General features: G+C 39.1%; 14 protein-coding genes and 1 other RNA gene. 5 read left to right on the top strand and 10 right to left on the bottom strand.

Going from position 1 to position 17,484, the window contains the following annotated elements; all coding sequences use genetic code 11:
• Nucleotides 1–4: 4 nt before the first annotated feature.
• The 3 genes from R2Q80_RS09565 (at nt 5) to R2Q80_RS09555 (ending at nt 4,619) form a co-directional block, all read left to right on the top strand.
• Entirely contained in the window at nt 5–1,585 is a 1,581-nt protein-coding gene (locus R2Q80_RS09565; protein WP_316799380.1) for a SusD/RagB family nutrient-binding outer membrane lipoprotein, read from the top strand.
• A gap of 12 nt (nt 1,586–1,597) precedes the next feature.
• Entirely contained in the window at nt 1,598–3,133 is a 1,536-nt protein-coding gene (locus tag R2Q80_RS09560) for a DUF5689 domain-containing protein (RefSeq protein ID WP_316799379.1), read from the top strand.
• Between the two features lie 76 nt (nt 3,134–3,209).
• The gene (locus R2Q80_RS09555; RefSeq protein WP_316799378.1) at nt 3,210–4,619 is read left to right on the top strand and encodes a calcineurin-like phosphoesterase family protein; all 1,410 of its coding nucleotides are present in this window, start codon (nt 3,210–3,212) and stop codon (nt 4,617–4,619) included.
• An 82-nt stretch (nt 4,620–4,701) separates the two neighbouring features.
• Here R2Q80_RS09555 and R2Q80_RS09550 read toward each other — a convergent pair whose 3' ends face one another.
• Together R2Q80_RS09550 and R2Q80_RS09545 are read right to left on the bottom strand one after the other, a co-directional pair.
• Nucleotides 4,702–5,154 carry a hypothetical protein gene (locus R2Q80_RS09550; protein WP_316799377.1) on the bottom strand — a complete coding sequence of 151 codons (453 nt, stop codon included), beginning with the start codon at nt 5,152–5,154 and terminating at the stop codon, nt 4,702–4,704.
• 76 nt (nt 5,155–5,230) lie between these two features.
• On the bottom strand, nt 5,231–6,007 hold the full coding sequence (locus R2Q80_RS09545) for an XRE family transcriptional regulator (protein WP_047797807.1): 777 nt from the start codon (nt 6,005–6,007) through the stop codon (nt 5,231–5,233).
• 133 nt (nt 6,008–6,140) lie between these two features.
• On the opposite strand from R2Q80_RS09545, the gene R2Q80_RS09540 reads away from it, so the two are divergent.
• The gene (locus R2Q80_RS09540; protein ID WP_316799376.1) at nt 6,141–6,491 is read left to right on the top strand and encodes a GIY-YIG nuclease family protein; all 351 of its coding nucleotides are present in this window, start codon (nt 6,141–6,143) and stop codon (nt 6,489–6,491) included.
• 126 nt (nt 6,492–6,617) lie between these two features.
• Here R2Q80_RS09540 and R2Q80_RS09535 read toward each other — a convergent pair whose 3' ends face one another.
• Together R2Q80_RS09535 and R2Q80_RS09530 are read right to left on the bottom strand one after the other, a co-directional pair.
• Complete coding sequence (locus R2Q80_RS09535; RefSeq protein WP_316799375.1) at nt 6,618–9,791, bottom strand: peptidase MA family metallohydrolase; 3,174 nt, start codon at nt 9,789–9,791, stop codon at nt 6,618–6,620.
• A gap of 122 nt (nt 9,792–9,913) precedes the next feature.
• Nucleotides 9,914–12,361 carry a transglycosylase domain-containing protein gene (locus R2Q80_RS09530; protein ID WP_316799374.1) on the bottom strand — a complete coding sequence of 816 codons (2,448 nt, stop codon included), beginning with the start codon at nt 12,359–12,361 and terminating at the stop codon, nt 9,914–9,916.
• Nucleotides 12,362–12,507: 146 nt separating this feature from the next.
• On the opposite strand from R2Q80_RS09530, the gene R2Q80_RS09525 reads away from it, so the two are divergent.
• On the top strand, nt 12,508–13,386 hold the full coding sequence (locus tag R2Q80_RS09525; RefSeq protein WP_316799373.1) for a polyphosphate kinase 2 family protein: 879 nt from the start codon (nt 12,508–12,510) through the stop codon (nt 13,384–13,386).
• Here the strand turns inward: R2Q80_RS09525 and rnpB are convergent.
• The 6 genes from rnpB to R2Q80_RS09495 form a co-directional block, all read right to left on the bottom strand.
• Nucleotides 13,386–13,765, bottom strand: an RNA gene (gene rnpB / locus R2Q80_RS09520) — RNase P RNA component class A. The genes R2Q80_RS09525 and rnpB overlap by 1 nt on opposite strands.
• Nucleotides 13,766–13,823: 58 nt before the next feature.
• A complete protein-coding gene (locus R2Q80_RS09515; RefSeq protein ID WP_316799372.1) occupies nt 13,824–14,246 on the bottom strand; it encodes a cytochrome c in 423 nt (140 codons plus the stop codon).
• Between the two features lie 80 nt (nt 14,247–14,326).
• Nucleotides 14,327–14,977 (bottom strand): SCO family protein, encoded by a 651-nt coding sequence (locus R2Q80_RS09510; RefSeq protein ID WP_316799371.1) that lies wholly within the window; start codon nt 14,975–14,977, stop codon nt 14,327–14,329.
• 65 nt (nt 14,978–15,042) lie between these two features.
• Nucleotides 15,043–15,498 carry a hypothetical protein gene (locus R2Q80_RS09505; RefSeq protein WP_316799370.1) on the bottom strand — a complete coding sequence of 152 codons (456 nt, stop codon included), beginning with the start codon at nt 15,496–15,498 and terminating at the stop codon, nt 15,043–15,045.
• 10 nt (nt 15,499–15,508) lie between these two features.
• Complete coding sequence (locus R2Q80_RS09500; protein ID WP_316799369.1) at nt 15,509–16,381, bottom strand: hypothetical protein; 873 nt, start codon at nt 16,379–16,381, stop codon at nt 15,509–15,511.
• Nucleotides 16,382–16,448: 67 nt separating this feature from the next.
• On the bottom strand, nt 16,449–17,483 hold the full coding sequence (locus tag R2Q80_RS09495; protein WP_316799368.1) for a cytochrome-c peroxidase: 1,035 nt from the start codon (nt 17,481–17,483) through the stop codon (nt 16,449–16,451).
• Nucleotide 17,484: the final 1 nt, after the last annotated feature.

The raw sequence follows: 17,484 nt of genomic DNA, 5'->3' as shown, positions 1-17,484 counted from the left end.
AAAAATGAAAAAGAATAACAATATTATACGGTATGCTTTCTTACTGAGTATTGGGATGACATTCATCTCCTGTAAGAAAGACTTTGATAAAATTAACACAGATCCGATTGGTGTACCTAGTGTGACTGCAGATAAGCTACTGGCACCAACGTTAACCAATGTAATGAGTGCAAACTTAATTCGTAACAGAAGCATTAACAATGAATTGATGCAGGTTTCGGTTTCAACTGTTGATGAAGTGCTAGAAGGCAGGATTTACCGGTACGATATAAGAAGAGCATTATCTGACGCGATGTGGAATTCCTGGTATTCGGAACTGACTAATATCAAAGATATAAATACTATCGCGAGTGATCCGGCCTCGATTAATACCTCCTATCAGGGAATCTCCAGGATTGCGGAAGCGTGGACAATGCAATTACTGACTGATACTTATGGGGATGTTCCATATACAGAGGCAAATCAAGGTAAATTTGGATTGCTTGAACCTGCTTTTGATAGACAAAAGGATATATATGCATCATTATTAACAAAACTTGAAGAGGCTAACACACTACTTACTGCGAATCAAGCTATTGTAGCGGAAAGTGATCCAATTTATAACGGAGATATTTCAAAATGGCGCAGGTTCGGAAATTCAATGTACCTACGTTTATTGCTTCGTATTTCAGGGAAAGCAGAAGCCAGTGCACAGGCAATAGCAAAGATCAAAGAAATTGTGGATACTAATCCGGGAAAATACCCTATTATGGAGGATAATACACATACTGCAAAAATTCTATGGAATGGTACAAACAGCAGTACAGCACTTTATTCTTCACCTTTTATGGTTAGCGTAAGGCCTGCCGATTTCAGAACACCGGCGATTGTTGACTTTTTCATCAACAACCTCACTACCTGGGCTGATCCGCGATTAGACCCCGCTTACGGAAGAAATAACATTAACAGATGGGGTATTGCCGCGGGTGCAGCAGGGTACGTTGGTATTCCAAGTGCCTATCCAATAGGCAGCGGAGCGCCGACAAAACAAGCGTATTTTTATTCAGATGCGCAATCAGGGAGTCCGTTGTCGCTCCAAACAGACCCTTACACCGGTGTAATAATGACTGTAGCTGAAGTAGATTTTATACTCGCTGAAGCTGCTGCAAGAGGGTGGATCAATGGGACAGGTGATACTTATTACTACAAAGGTATTGCAGATGGAATTAACTATTGGATTCCAGCTTTATATAATGCAGGCGACAATGCCGCAGTGCGCAATTATGCTTTAAAAGGAGACTTCAACTGGAACAACGCGTTACCTCTCGATAATAAAGCCGTGGGATCCAACAGCAAACTTGAGCTGATCCATTTGCAAAAATATTACTCTCTATTTCTGGTTGACTTTCAACAATGGTTTGAATATAGAAGAACAGGACATCCTTTACTTCCAAAGGGTTCAAGTTTATTAAACGGAGGAAAAATGCCAGTACGTTTATATTATCCGATACTGGCTCAATCAACTAACCCAACTAATTACAAAAATGTTCTAGCAGCTCAGGGTCCTGATGATGTGAACACATTGATGTGGTGGCAAAAACCTTAAACAAAATTTATAATGAAAAATACATTTAAATATTTTCTTGCATTAGGATTAATAATTGGATTTTACACCAGTTGTAAACGAGAGAGTGATTATCCTTATAAATTTTCGGAGAGTGGTTTCATTTCGAATTTTGATCTGAGACGTTATTATAAAGGATCGGATCTACCTCTCAACGCAGATGCCATCGGAGGTGCAACATCTATTCGGGGAGTAGTTGTATCGGATTTCAGATCCGGAAATTCGGTAACCGGATTAATTGCATTGCAGAATAGCCGGATTAATGGTAACGCAGATTCTCTGCGAGGAATTTCCTTCAATCTTGGAACAGCTGCCTCCAATTTCATTCCCGGAGACTCATTACATATCAAACTGGAAGGAGGAATTTTGAAAAGGGCAGATGGAATATTACAAATCACAGGATTACCGCTTTCCGCTGTAACCAAAGTAGCATCTAACAGAATTATAAAATTACAGGCTGCTAGTACCAGCGCTATCTTAGCCAATCCAGATCGATATGAGAGTACGTTGGTAGCCATCAATAATGCAGTTTACGACCCCGAGCCTGCCAGTGATGTGGTATATTCAGGAGACAAGATAGTCAACGATGGTTTCGGAGTTGCGACTCTAAGAACAAGTTCGACCGCAAGCTTCGCTAACACAGCTATTCAACCATCGGGTAACTTCACGGGAATAGTTTACGTCACGGGGAATGGAAATTCAAAAAGAATTGAGTACCGCATGAGGACTGTTAATGATTTCTTTTACGTAGCCATGCCTAAGTTATCTCCTGCTATTATTTCCGGTTTCCACGTCGATCCGAATGGTACAGATGGTAATTACGAATATATCCAATTCTTAGCCACAAAAGATATCGACTTTTCAGCAACCCCATTCTCGGTCTACACGAATAATAACGCAGGTGCCACGGCTTTTCCGACACTCGGATGGAATACGGGTGCATTAAGAACCTATAAATTCAATCTCACTTCAGGTACGGTTAAAAAAGGGGATTTTTTCTATGTAGGTGGGGCAGGACAGCGGATAAACGGTTCTGCATCAACAGTTATACCTGCATCAAAATGGATAGCAAGTGTAAATTATACCATTGTGCCAGGAGCAAATGGAATCGGCGATGTGACCGGTAATTTATTGGCGAATAGCGGCAACGTTGCAGGCATCGCTATTTTTGAAGGAACAAATGTTACTCCTAGCTCTATTCCATTAGATGTAATATTTTACGGCGGTCCGAATGGTAGTTATTACACAGCGGGCCCACCAGAGTATGGATTCCGCATTACCATAACAGATAAATTCAGTACTTATGCAGGTACAGCTGCGCAGGAATATTATGGGAAAGGTACAAATGGAAATGATAAACGTTTTACCGGTTTTCCTACAGCAGTAAGCTTTGCTAAACTTGGAGGCGTTTATAAGGGCACCAAAGGTGGCTGGGAATCTGCCAGAACAATGATTAGTGTTCCATTAACCAATACGTCTTTACTCAGTGCAATTGAAACTGGGGGGGTAACTACCTTGATTGATAAATAAAATTGAAGGAGACATGCTTTTTGAGCCTGTCTCTTTCCTATGTATTTCTAAGTCAGATGACTAAACCTTAATTAAAATGAACAGAAGATCTTTCATTCAAAAATCAACATTATTAACTTCTAGCATATTTATCAGCCTAGAAACCTTTCCTTCCACTTTATTTACAGAGGAGGGAGTTGTTTCGGGCACTGTCACCAGCAGAGGCAAAACAGTAGCCGGTGCAGTTATCTCGGATGGATACAGCGTTGTACAAACAGATAAAAAGGGGAATTATAAAATTGAACTCCATGAACTTGCGCGTTTCGTTTGGATCAGTACACCATCAGGTTACGAATTTAAAACAGAAAGCAGTATTGCACGGCACTATTACAAGCCAGATACGGCGGGCAAACTTAACTTCGATTTAAAACCCTTAAAACAAAAGGATGATAAACACAACTTTATCATCTGGGCTGACCCGCAGGTTAAAAATAAAAAGGATGTTGCCCAGATGATGGAGACATCGGTTCCCGATACACAAAGAGTAGTTCGTGAAATGGGTAAGACCCTTGTGCACGGCATTGGGGTGGGCGACCTGGTTTGGGATAATTTCGATTTATTTCCTGATTACGATGCTGCAATCGCTAAAATAGGTATACCATTCTTTCAGGCTTTAGGCAACCACGACCAGGATTATCGTCAGGGGGGTGATGATACCGCTGACAGAACATTTCAGGCACATTACGGACCTACCTACTACTCATTCAACAGGGGTAGGGCACATTATGTTGTTTTAGATGATGTTCGATATTTAGGGACAGAAAGAAATTACGACGGGTATATTACTCCAACTCAGCTTGACTGGCTGGCAAAAGATCTGCAGTTTGTGGCTAAAGATGCTTTGTTAATAATTTGTTTGCATATTCCTGTTCATAATTCAGTAAAGAACAATGAAGATTTTTATGCAGTGATAAAAGATTTCAAGAATGTCCACATCATGTCGGGACACACACATTTTAATGCCAACGTGATCAGGAATGGTGTATTCGAACACAATCATGGAACTATTTGCGGAGGCTGGTGGACCGGACCCATCTGCGAAGATGGAACACCACGCGGATACGGTGTTTATGAAGTGGATGGTATCAAGCTAAAGTGGTATTATAAATCGACAGGCAGGGACCGTAAGGAACAACTGGATATTTATGTAGATACGCTCACCAATCAAAAGAGGCTAATTGCTAACGTCTGGAATTATGATCCGGATTGGAAAGTGGAATACTTTCTGGACGGAAAAGCTATGGGAAACCTTGCACAACAGGATGGTTTTGATCCACTTGCCGTTAAATTATATAAAGGTGATAAACTTCCTAACCCTCGTCCATTTGTAGAGGCGCGATCTACTGACCATTTGTTTATGGCACATTTTGAGCCTTCTGTTAGACACGTAAAAGTAGTTGCGACTGATCGTTTTGGTGAAAAGTTCGAAGCAGAGTATAAGGTTTAGTATCTGGTGAAATATAGTTAAAAACAAAAAGCGTATCCATAATGGGTACGCTTTCCGAAAAATTAATTATTACTTATTGTTTTTATCCCTGAGCTGGTGGATCAGAAACTACAGGAGGCTTTGCTTTTCTTCCTCTTTCTCCGAGTCCTTTTCGCATTTTTTCTCCTTTTTCTTTGGCCTCTGCACGAAACGCATCGAGTTTAGTTTTTTGATCTGCAGTTAACACCGCATCTACTTTTGCTTTTTGAGCATCCATTTCTGCTTTACGTTCTTTCATTTTACCCTTTACATCACCTTGATCAGCAGATTTCCATGCCTCCATCTTTTTCGCGTTATCGAGTTCTATTGCATAGATTTTGGCTTTCTGATCTGCGGTTAAGCTCAATTGCTTTTCCATGCGCTCAGTGACTCTTTCTGCACGTTGCTCAGCAGTCATTTTCGGCATTGGCCGTCTCATTCTCTTTGTAGTGTCCTGAGCAAATGCAGCACTTAAACCCATCACTGCAATTGCTATTGTTAAAATCGCTTTTTTCATAGTTTTATTTCTTTTGTGTTTGGGTATATAGATATGAAAATGACTTAACGGTTTAATTACAGTGTGTTAAAATTTGTTAATTTTTATTGAGCTGAGAAATTGATTTTTGCATTTGCGACATCATTTGGGTGAGTGTTTCCATAGTAGGATCTGGGGTTGGCTCAGGCAGCGTAGTGGAAATGTAAGCCTTTGCCCGCCAAATTTCAAGGATATCATCTGCAGCAATGGAGTATGTATCATAAACTTTATTATCTGAAACCAGTTTCAAATCCTTATTTTCTTTGAAACGGTTACCAGCTCTTTTATATACTACACCCTCGTTTTTACTAATCACGATGTATGTTTCTCCGGTTTTGACTTCATTCCAGTTATCCATATACTCACCAATAATAACGCTTCCAGGCTGAACCGGCAACATACTATCGCCCATGATTTCGAAAGCACGGAAAGTACCCTGACGTAAAGCAGGAATGGGCAATTGAAACTTAGGCAGATCGCTAATGTACTGAGGATCGGAAAAACCATTCAGATACCCTGCACTAGCTTTCACCGGTACCAGTTCAATATTCTCCTTGTCATTCTGATCTACCGATATACTTAATACCCTTAAGTTGGAGCCAGAACTTTTTGGCTTAGGTTTCCAGGTGTCTGATATTTTTTCATTGATAAATTCATCGATAGTTAAATCGAAATATTCAGCTATTTTTTTTAGCAATTCATATTTAGGTTCAGCGCGGTCTTCTTCATAGGCGCCGATCAAAGATCTCTTAATTTCCATAATATCAGCGAAATTTTGCTGTGTATGGCCTTTTTTCTTTCTAAGGTATTTCAGGTTGTTGGAAATATTTGACATAAAAAATAAATTTTAAAATAAATTTGGAATTACTAAAATAGTTAGTAATTTTATGCTCATAAAGTTAGTAATTTTATTTTGAATTGCAAGAACACATACTAAATAGTTTAGTTTTAATTTTAGATCCATTATTATGAAAAAGTTTGTTTACATCGTTACCGACCGAAACCGCACTTGTATGCACGTAGGCATGAGTTCAGATTTGATGAAAACCCTGGATTTTTACAAGCAGATGCCGAACTTATTTTTTGATAATGGAAAGCAACTGACTCGTTTGGTTTATTTTGAGGAATTCAAAACTGAAGAACTTGCATTGGTTCGTTTTAAAACCATCAGCAGGTTTACTAGAATGCAAAAAGAGCGTTTAGTAAGGTCGTGCAATCCAGACTGGATTGATCTAACCATTGGATTGGATTTTGAGAATATTCTTTTACATAGAAATATTACTAATCAGGTTAAGCTTGCCTTCACCAGCATGTCTTAATTCTGGTGCACACATCGAGAGATTTTTTATAAAAATGCCCCCAATAAGTGTCTAACTTTTTGGGGGCAGTGTATTATGCGATTCGCCTTTTATATTAGATGATCTATTTCTGAGGGGATAGTTAAATTACCATCCGGGAGCAAAAGTTAATCCGAATACCCCGCCTTTAACATCTTTTCGCTGAAACGGTATTGCATAATATGGTTCAAGTACGAAATAGCCAAATATATTCACGCGAAGGGAAACACCAACACTCATGGCCGGCACACGTTCAGTAGTATTTTGATAAGTAACCCTTTTTCCATCACTATCTACAGCAGGTTGTCCGTTTGCGTCGAGCACTGGTTCGGTGGTGTAGGTTGGTTCGCTTTTAAATTTCACTTTGGTATCATTTGTCCAAGCTAATCCAGCATCGAAAAACAAGTTCAGATCAGAAAAGAGTAACTTAGAGGGGATAGCCGCCAGCTTTTTGGGGCCGGTGAACGGTAAACGTAACTCGAAGTTGAACACCGCAATTTTACTACCTGTTAGCTGATTGATATCGAAAGACTCTGATGACTGTGCTGAGGTTGTTTTATATATTGAATTTGATTCGTATCCGCGAATCAGATAGGGGTATCCCACATACATTGGGTACAAACGATCTGCATCTTTGCCGATACGTAGTGTATTGTAAGATCTTGCTGCGATAGTAACTGGCTTTATTCTCCAGTATTTTCTTAAGTCTACTGTAGCGCCTGCAAAGTTATAAGTGCCGAAATATTTCTCTCCGCTAACACGGTACCTGAATCCATCTAGTGGACCGGTTAGTCCGAAGATGGAATTATCCCCTACAAATCCTGCGTTCACCTGAAACAAAGTAAAAGAATTAAACGGGATTCCATAGTCTGCAGAAGCTTCATCGTTGGAGATTCTGCTTCTATCTGACCCAAGATAGTAACCTGCATTATCATAATAGTTACTATAGCGATCAATCCGGTAATTATAATGAGAGAAAGCTCCACCTAACTCAAAACGGTGTATTTTGCTGAAGGGATATGCCGCAAAAAGCTGAAGCTGATCCTCGAAGGTACGAATGATATCGGTTCTTTGATTTAGTGCCTCGACTGTAGTATTATTATCAGCGGGCAATTTTTCATAAGCGTAGGAATTGAAACCGGATACGTAAGGTATGTGTGAGATAGCTGCACCCCAGTTAATTCTACTTTTCTGGTTAATATATCCTACGAGTCCTCCAGCATCGTAAATTTCGCCATTAACAGACAAGTTTGCAATGATCTGATTAGTGCCCAGAATGTCACTGAACATCCCAACAATACCTCCTGAAACGCCGGTACCGAAGCGGCTTGTTGAAACACCTACACCACTGTTTGCCAGATAATCAAGTCTGAATTTTGGTGTATACGGCACAGTTCTCATGGAATCGGCTATAATTTTTTCGAAGCGATCGAAATTATTAAGGTTAGAATTAATGATATTAACACCAATGTTTTCCATCGGAGGCAAAATGGCTGCATCAAAGTTTTCTTCCTGATTACCAACTCTTTTCGGTTTAAAACTATTTAGCCTGGCATTGTACAAAGTATATCGCTGATAGCGGTAATAACTGTATACGATATCATCTGTGCGGGAAATAGAGATAGCGGGGGAGAACTCTGTAATGCCACTAATTCCTGTAAAATAATCGGTTAGCTGATCCACCGTATTATCAGCAAAACTATATTTATATAGATTACGAAAACCGTCTCTGTTTGAAAGGAAATAAATATTCTGACTATCAGCTGAAAACTGGGCATTTAAATTATTTGCTCCGGGAAAAACATCGAGATTGGTAACTGATTTTGAAGCAATATCGAAAACAGCAAGATTTATTGGAGAAACAGCATTAACTGATTGAGCTTGCAAGGCTGCACGATCAGATGAAAAGACAATTTTCTTTCCGTCGGGAGAATAACTTGGTGCATAATCAGAAAAGACATCGTTTGTGATTTGTGTTACCTGTTTTGTATCGAGATTATATGAGAAAATATCGCTTTGCCCTTCAACCATTCCCGAAAATGCAATATCTTTTCCATTAGAAGACCATGTTAAATTTCCGAATTGGGCTACCTGGTTCATTGCCGTTTGCGAAATGGTTGAACCATTGGCCACATCAATGATCATCATCTGGTTTTTCCCTTGACTAAAGATACTAAATGCGAACTGTTTACTATCCGGCGACCAGGCACCTGCAGATTCAATAAAATTGAAATCATCGATATGTCCATTCGATATCTGGCTACTTAATTTCCTAATAATCCGGCCTGTTTTTGCGTCTGCTAAAAACAGATCGATACCAAACAAATCTTTTTCAGACATGAAGGCGACATATTTACCATCGGGACTAAGGGCAGGGGCTACGTTCATATTTCCTGCATTCTTATTATCAATAATTTTAGTACCGGTAATTTTAATCTGAGAGCTATCGGCTTTCAATAAAGGCTTGTAATGGCCGTCGATTGCATTTTTCCACAAGCCTGATAAGGTTTTGTCATCGTATCCGAAGGTATATCTGATTGCATTTTCATAACCGTATTTAGCGGTATTTTTGAATAAAGGAACAATTGTGGTATCTCCATATTGCGATCCGATATAGGTCCAGAATGCCTGCCCGTAACGATATGGAAAATATTTATTCGAATTGGTCAAATCTTTTAAAGATGGAATATCCCGGTTAAGCATGGCATCGCGCATCCACATTGAGGTAAAAGCATCCTTTTTTCCAATAGAAAGATATTCGGCCATCCCTTCAACCATCCACAGTGGGGTTTGTCCGACATTCTCCAGGCTTATTGAATCTTTTTCAAGCAATACGTGATACTGGAAGGCATGTACCAGCTCATGCCCCAGCACATGGCGGGTTTGACTATTAAGCTCCATTACTGGCATAATTACCCTGTTTTTCAGTGCCTCGGTAACCCCTCCTGTACCAATTCCTATTTCACCATTGAGTACCGTTGTTTGCTGAAAATCCGGGTGGTTATTATAAAGAATCAAAGGATTTTTTTTAAGAAAAGTATCCCTAAAAACCTCCTGATGCATTTTGTACCAGGTTTCGGCATCCTGCGAAAATCTTTTTAAAAGATTTTCATTTTTGATGTAATAGTAAATTTCAAAGTGAGGAGTCTGCAAAACCTTAAAGTCAAGTTTTTTATACCGCACTTTATTTTGTCCGAAGTATTGCGCATTCGCTGTACAGGAAAGTATTAGTAACAACAAAAGCGGGATGTACTTTCTAATAAAAGTAGCGCTTATTTTCATATGCTGGTTTTTCTATTGTTATTCAGTTTTTGGAAAATGGTACTGGTTTTGAGCTATAAAAATAGTAAATGTTTGATGGCGAGCTAAAAGTTTAACACTTTTCTAAAGAGTGTTTAGCATGCCTAATTTTCCCCATTCTTTTTCTTTTCCCGTTCTTCCTGTCTTTGTTTTCTGCGAAGTTCACGTTCTTCTTTCTTGGTTAATGGAACAGTTGCAGCCGGTTGATTTTGTGCTGGTTCAGTTTTTTTCTCTTCCTTTTTTACCTCAGGCTGCTCAGCTGTCGGCTGAGTTTCTGCCGGGTTGGCTTCGGGCACGATAAATTCGGTCGAGTCTACCACAACACTATCCGTAGTGGTCGTGTCTCTGGTAAACTGAGGGCTGGGGCAGTTATAGGATCTAGTAATTTCTACAGTAGCTTTAGGGAAAGCACCATAAGTATATCCCGTCGAGGGATCCAGGTATACCTTTTCCATAAACTTTGCAAAAATTGGCAGTGCGGTTCTGGAACCTTCACCTTGTTCACCATTTTTGAAATGTGCGGTACGTTCATCACAACCTACCCATACTCCGGTTACCAGATCCTTCGTTAAACCCATATACCAGGCATCAACATAATCAGACGATGTACCTGTTTTGCCACCAATCTGATTGTTCTTTTTGAACAAATTGGGCCATTCCCAAAGTGCCTGTGAAGTTCCTCTTGGTTCTTCCATGCCTCCGCGAAACATGTAAGTCATTAACCAGGCAATCTCTTCGGTAAGCACACGTTTAGTTTTAGGCTTAAATTCGTCTATGATATTATTGTCCTGATCAGTAATTTTTTCAACTAAAATCGGATCGGTTTTAACCCCTTTATTCATGAACGTTGCATAGGCCTTCACCATTTCATAAACGGTAACATCATTTGATCCTAAACTCACAGAAGGTACAGATTCCAAATGGCTATCGATACCACACTCATGGGCATATTTAACAACGTTATCCCATCCAACTTTCTCGGTTACCTGTGCAGTGATAGTATTCACTGATCTTGCCATTGCCCAACGTAAACTCATTTCCTGATAGGTTACACTGTAATCAGCATTTTTTGGCTCCCAATATTTTGTTTCCCCTTTATCCTGATAGGCAATTTTTACTGGTTTATCAGTAAATTTATCACATGGACTCATTCCTTGCTCAAGTGCTGTTAAATAAGCAAATGGCTTAAATGTAGAACCCGCCTGGCGTTTTGCCTGGTTTACGTGATCATACTTGAAGAATTTATGATCGATACCGCCAACCCACACTTTGATTTTGCCACTGGCCGGTTCCATTGTCATCATTCCAGTATTCATGATCTTGCCATAATAGCGAATTGAATCCAGCGTGGAAAAGGATGTATCGCGGTCGCCTTTATAAGTGAATATCTGCATTCGTTTTTTCTTGTTAAAATAAGCTAAAACTGAATCAGGTTTATCTGGAAACTTTCTTTGCAGTGCTGTATAAATCGGCAGGTTTTTCATCGCACGTTCCGGATAATTAACCTTTTGCTTTTCAGAGTCGTACCATGGATCTTCATTCCCCCAAACACTGTAAAAGCGGCGTTGCAGAATTCGCATCTGGTCAGCTACGGCTTCCTCGGCATATTTCTGAAGTTTGGAATCAATGGTAGTATAAATCTTTAAACCATCTTCATACAAATCGTACCCGTTATCCGTGCACCATTTTTCCAGATATTTTGCTACTGCACTTCTTAAATAGGAATCTCCGTCGCTGCCATCCTGCATTTTACCTTCTTTAAGCTTTATCGGCTCTTTAGTTAAAATCGCAAGGCTATCTTTGCTAAGAAGGTTGTACTTAGTCATTTGAGCGAGTACAACATTTCTTCTTTCTAATGCTTTTTCTGGATTTTTAGTCGGATTATAGAGTGTTGTGCCCTTCAACATTCCAACAAGCAGAGCAGCATCCGTGGCAGATAACTTTTTTGCTTCCTTATCAAAATAAATCCTGCTTGCTGTTTTTATACCATAGGCATTATTTCCAAATGAAACCGTATTGAGATACATGGTAATGATGTCATTCTTAGAATAATTAGACTCGAGCTTTACTGCCGTCATCCACTCCTTCAATTTTACTATTAATGTTCTCAAAACCGGTATTTTAACCAGAAATCCCTGAGACTTATTATATCTGGTACGGTAAAGGTTTTTTGCCAGCTGCTGTGTAATCGTACTTGCACCACCATCTTTTCCAAGACCGACAACAGCGCGGGCTACAGCCTGAACATCAATTCCCCAATGTTTGTAGAAACGTACGTCTTCTGTAGCTACCAATGCATTAACAACACTGTGAGAAATTTCATTGTAATTTACAGGAGTCCTGTTTTCTTTAAAGTATCTTCCAATTAGCTTTCCGTCGGCTGTGTAAAGCTCAGATCCCACCCGAAGTGTTGGTGCTTTGATATCCTTGACACTCGGAGAGTATCCAAATAACCACAAAAAGTTAAGTTGAAGCGCCGAGAAGAAAATGATTATGAAAAATAAGGTGATTAAAGAATATCGTAAGTACTTGTTTTTTATCTCTTTAAACATATTGCGTAAGATGATATTTGGGTAAATGCTGAAAAGGTTAAATATAAAAAACTCTACATGCAAATCAGCGTATTTAATATACTATTTTTTGTTCTATATTTAGTGATACCTTGACATAAGACTATTATTAAAACTATATCCTTTGTATGAAAAGTGAATTCAAAGACTTAATTGTAAATGGCGGAAAGAAGTTTCTTCTTAAAAATGCTAAAACAGATTTTACAGGCGGCTACACTAAAGAGAAGGCTAAAGACGCCTTGGTGAAGTCGAAAATTGAAATTAGCCACCTACAGGAAAAGCTTTATGCTGCAGGAACATGTTCGCTTTTAATTATTTTTCAGGCTATGGATGCAGCCGGAAAGGATAGTGCAATTGAACATGTTATGAGTGGTTTAAACCCCCAGGGTTGTCAGGTTTTCAGTTTTAAAACGCCCACATCAGAGGAGTATAAGCACGATTTTTTATGGAGACATTACAGGGCATTACCTGAAAGTGGTAGAATAGGTATTCATAATCGTTCTCATTATGAAAATGTTTTGGTTTGTAAGGTTCATCCGGAGTATATTTTGAGCGAGAACATCCCCAACATCGATGATGTGAAAAAGGTGAATAAGGCTTTCTGGAAAAAGCGTTACGAAAGCATCAGGAACTTTGAGGAACATTTGATTGCCAATGGAACGGTTATACTGAAGTTTTTTTTGAATGTAAGCAAGGATGAGCAGAAGGAAAGATTTCTGGAACGGATTGAAGATTCATCTAAAAACTGGAAGTTTTCATCCGGTGATATTGAAGAGCGTGCGCTATGGAATGATTATATGAATGCGTATGAAGACGCCATTAATGAAACCAGCACCAAAGATGCTCCATGGCACATTATTCCTGCAGACAAAAAGTGGTTTGCCCGACTGGCCATTAGCGAAATTATGGAGGATAAAATGAAGCAGTTGAAAATCGAGTATCCGAAACTGGATGAAACAGAACAAGCAAAGTTAATTGAAACTAAACTGGCACTATTGGGAGAGTAAAAAAATGCAGGTCTATAAGCCGGGTTCTGTATCTTAATTGCTTAAGATTTCTATCATTTATCCACTGTAAACGTTGCCGTTTACCTCTAACGACCTACCCACTAACATCGGACGGGCAGCCCTACATGCGTTAGCCTATTTGGTCTTTCAACTCCCGGGGTTTACAATCCATTGCAGTCGCCTGCAATGCTCGTGCGCTCTTACCGCACGTTTTCACCCTTTCCCAATTTGCATCGGGTGGTATATTTTCTGTTGCACTAATCCGTAATTCAGGTTTTCATTCCTAAATTCCTTTCCGTTAGAAAGCGGGATGCCCTGCGTTGCCCGGACTTTCCTCTCTTCCGGTTTTACCCGAAACAGCGATAGAACAACCTGCATTTTTGTGCAAATATGACTTTTTTAAACCATAAACTTACAATGGATAGCAGTTTTTGTATCTATTTACAATTTTGCAACTGAACAGATACTTCTTTATAAGGTATAAATCCCTGCTTATTACCAAACGAATTGGTAACGAATACCAATACCTGAGCTACATCAATATCAGCTAATTCGGGAAATGCCGGCATTTTTTCTTTATAAGTGTTACCATGAATTACAAGACTTTCGTTGGCACCATTTTTAATGATACATGCTAAACGACTGGCATTGGTTTTCAAAAACACGGAATCGGTTAGGGGAGGTGCAAGCTGGCCTAGTCCCTCACCATTTTCGCCGTGGCAATTCTGGCATTTCGCAATATAAATATCTTTTCCATTAGACATATAATTTTGCAAATCAATGGTTTCCTGATTCTGACAAGAAACAACAATCGCAATAATGGATAGCAAGAAAAGAGAATTGACTATGTATTTACGCATGTAAGTTATTTTTATTATTGCCACGGAAACACCGGACAAGTCATTTCCAATGCCTTATCTGTGTTTCCGTAGCAAATATTCTATTTTTTATACTCCGCCAAAAGCAGTGGAATATCTTTTTTTAATTGTTCAACCTGATCTTCTTTAGTGCCGTCATAAGCCCCGCGAATACGCCTCTCTTTGTCGATCAAAACCAGGTAACCCTGGTGAATATACCCATCCTTCGCTGTACTGTCTTCTCCAACAGCAACGAGATAGCTCTTTTCTGCAAGCGTGTATACACTATCTTTACTACCATACAAGAACTGCCATTTGGGTCCGTCTACACCGAGTTTTTGTGCGTATTTTTTAAGGGCTGATGGCTTGTCATACTTAAAGTCGATCGTATGAGATACAAACATCACATCGGGATTGGCTTTAAATTCCTGGTATACTGTCATTAAATTGCGATGCATAGTAGGGCAAATTGTTGTGCATGATGTAAAGAAAAAATCAGCTACATAAACTTTACCATCAGTTATTTTGTTGGTAGTAACAACGCTATCCTGATTTAGAAATGACCAGTTTGGAATGGTTTGATAAACGGTGTCAATCTTTTCAACTCCTGTTGCATCTTTAACTGTTTCTGCATGGCGTTCTCCGTAAAAAGGCAATTTCTTGTCTTGCTGACAAGACGAAAATATGGCGGCGACCAATGTGCAGACCGCTACTGAAGAAATAATTTTATTCATGGTATTTTATTAAAATGTAAATATACAACCTCTGTTTTGAGGGAGGGAATTTAAAGTGTATATATTTAGTGCTTATGATGCTCCATTTGTATTCTTTTCGACGGCATTACCTTATACACCTTAAGCACTGAATCTGATTCCCTCGTAACCGTTATAAATTCATCTTCTACAGCTCTTATTTTAACCATTTCAGATTTATAATATGCAAGATCCTCCTGTTCACTTTTACCTTTAAAATCCTCTCTGAAAAAATGCATCCAATCCACCATATTTTCTTCAGCTTTACTAAGACGGGTGATCAGCATGCCAATCCTGGTAGAATCGTGTACGGCTTTAAACTCAGCTGATTTTAAAACAGCATCCAGCTTAATTCGATTTTTCACTACTTTCCCTGCATCCATCATTATTTTATCATGAATATTGAGTACTTCCTTTTTAACGGCGTTTGAATCGGGTTCTGGATTGCACCCACTAAAGATTAATGCATTAATTGCGATTGTTAGTATTATTATTCTTCTCATTATCATTTACTTAAAAATTATAAGTCATTCCAACATACACCTTCCCTGCACTCATCGGATGGTCGGTTTCTGCTTCCCATATATTTTTCTGAATTCCTGCATTAAGGGCGACATTTTCATAAAAGACATCGACGCCAACACCACCCATTAGATTATTCATCATATGCTCACCTGTTTTGACGCCATTATATTTCTCTCCACCCGAGTATTCGTAAAAAAATTGAGCTGAAGGCATTACCTGAATATCTTTGCCAATTCGTTGGGTGTAAAAAATATTTAAAAAACTGGTTGTGCTGTTTGCAATACTTTCATTGCGGCTGTTTGTTCCATTTACTTTATAAGAAGTATTAAGGCTTGCACCAAATTTCCTGAAACCCACCATATAATTTAAGTAAACAAAACCATCAGTACTTCCTGTTCCAGCCTGCATCAAAGATGAATAACGAATGCCTTCATTGTTTTTGAAATCGTTTTTCCCTGTCGGAAGTTTGATTCCTGCACCTGCGATTAACTGTTGCTTAAAATTATCTGCGAGTTTTTGCACTAAATGATAACCAGCATAAATGTTCACATCGCCAACACCAGAAATAGATGAGGTATAACCATTATAACGTTCACTGTTAGAAACATAAGGGAGTATGGCGTTTATTTCCAGTTTACTATTGATGAAATATTTACCCCTTAACTCGAGCGAACGGTATAATTCATAATCGGCGGGGTTACCTGCGTGACTGGTAATAGGGCTGTTTTGGCTACGGGAAGGGATAAAGAAATTTCCTCCATTTGGAAAAAGTGAATGCGATTGTCCATCGTAACCATTAAATGATCGGTAGCGATATAACAAGCTGATGCTGTTTCGGTTATAATATGGTGTTATTCCCATGAAACAACCGCAAATATCGCAGGCAAAAATTTTACTGCTAAAACAAACTAAAATGATAATTAGCAATTTACGACTCGCTGTATAAGGTGTTTTTGATAAACTCATTGTCTGTTAATGTTTTTAAAAATGCTTTGATCTGTTCTTTTTCGGTAGTAGTTAGCGCAATGCCATTCTTAAGCCTTTGATCTAAATTGGCTGATGCTTTTACGCCAGAATTGTAGTGTTCCAATACTTCATCCAGGCTATAAAAACGACCATCGTGCATGTAAGGGAACGTGTATTCGATATTGCGCAGGGTAGGTACGCGAAAAGTTCCAACATCGGTACTTACGCCTGTAATGTGTGCTCTGCCTTCATCTTTACTTACCAAATCCAATCCGTTACTGCGGTAAGAGAAGTCGGTAAAAAATGGTTCGGCATGGCATGATGAACATTTCTCTTTGAAAAGATTGTAGCCCGATAATTCGGTTGAAGTAAAGGTTTCGCCTTCTTTACGCATCACTTTATCATATTTGGAATTTCCAGAAACCAATACAGCGGTGAACTGGGTAATTGATTTTAGGATTAATTGCGAATTGATTTCTGTTGAGCCAAAGGCTTTGTTAAACATTTCAGGATAAGGTGCCGTATTTTTTAAAAAGGTAATTATAGTGGCTATATCGGTTCCCATTTCGCAGGTATCGGTAATGGCATTTAGCGGTGAGATTTCGATGTTTTTTACTCCACCATCCCAAAAAAAAGATTTTTGCCATGCCAAATTGAATAAGGGCGGTGCGTTACGTTTTCCCTGACAGTTGTTTACACCATGGCTTACCTTATGATCGAGATTGGCAAAGGCGGCAAACTGCTGGTGGCAGCTGCCGCACGATACACTTTTATCGGCAGATAACCGGGCATCGTAAAACAGCTTTTTACCTAAGGCAAAACCTGCGTTGGTGAGCTTATTATCTTCAAAATGATATCCTGGAGCAGGGAAATTGGCAGGAATTGAAAACTTCACGGCTGTTTCTTCGGCTGTTAATTCATTCTCGTTTTTGCTACAGGCATACATTAATGCAATGCTTAAAAAAAGCATTGCAAAAACGGTTGACTTCTTCAACATA

The organism is Pedobacter frigidisoli, assembly GCF_032678525.1.
GTDB classification, from domain to species: domain Bacteria; phylum Bacteroidota; class Bacteroidia; order Sphingobacteriales; family Sphingobacteriaceae; genus Pedobacter; species Pedobacter frigidisoli_A.
The sequence above is the reverse complement of the archived record's forward strand: the minus strand, read 5'-3'. Positions and strand labels throughout refer to the sequence as shown.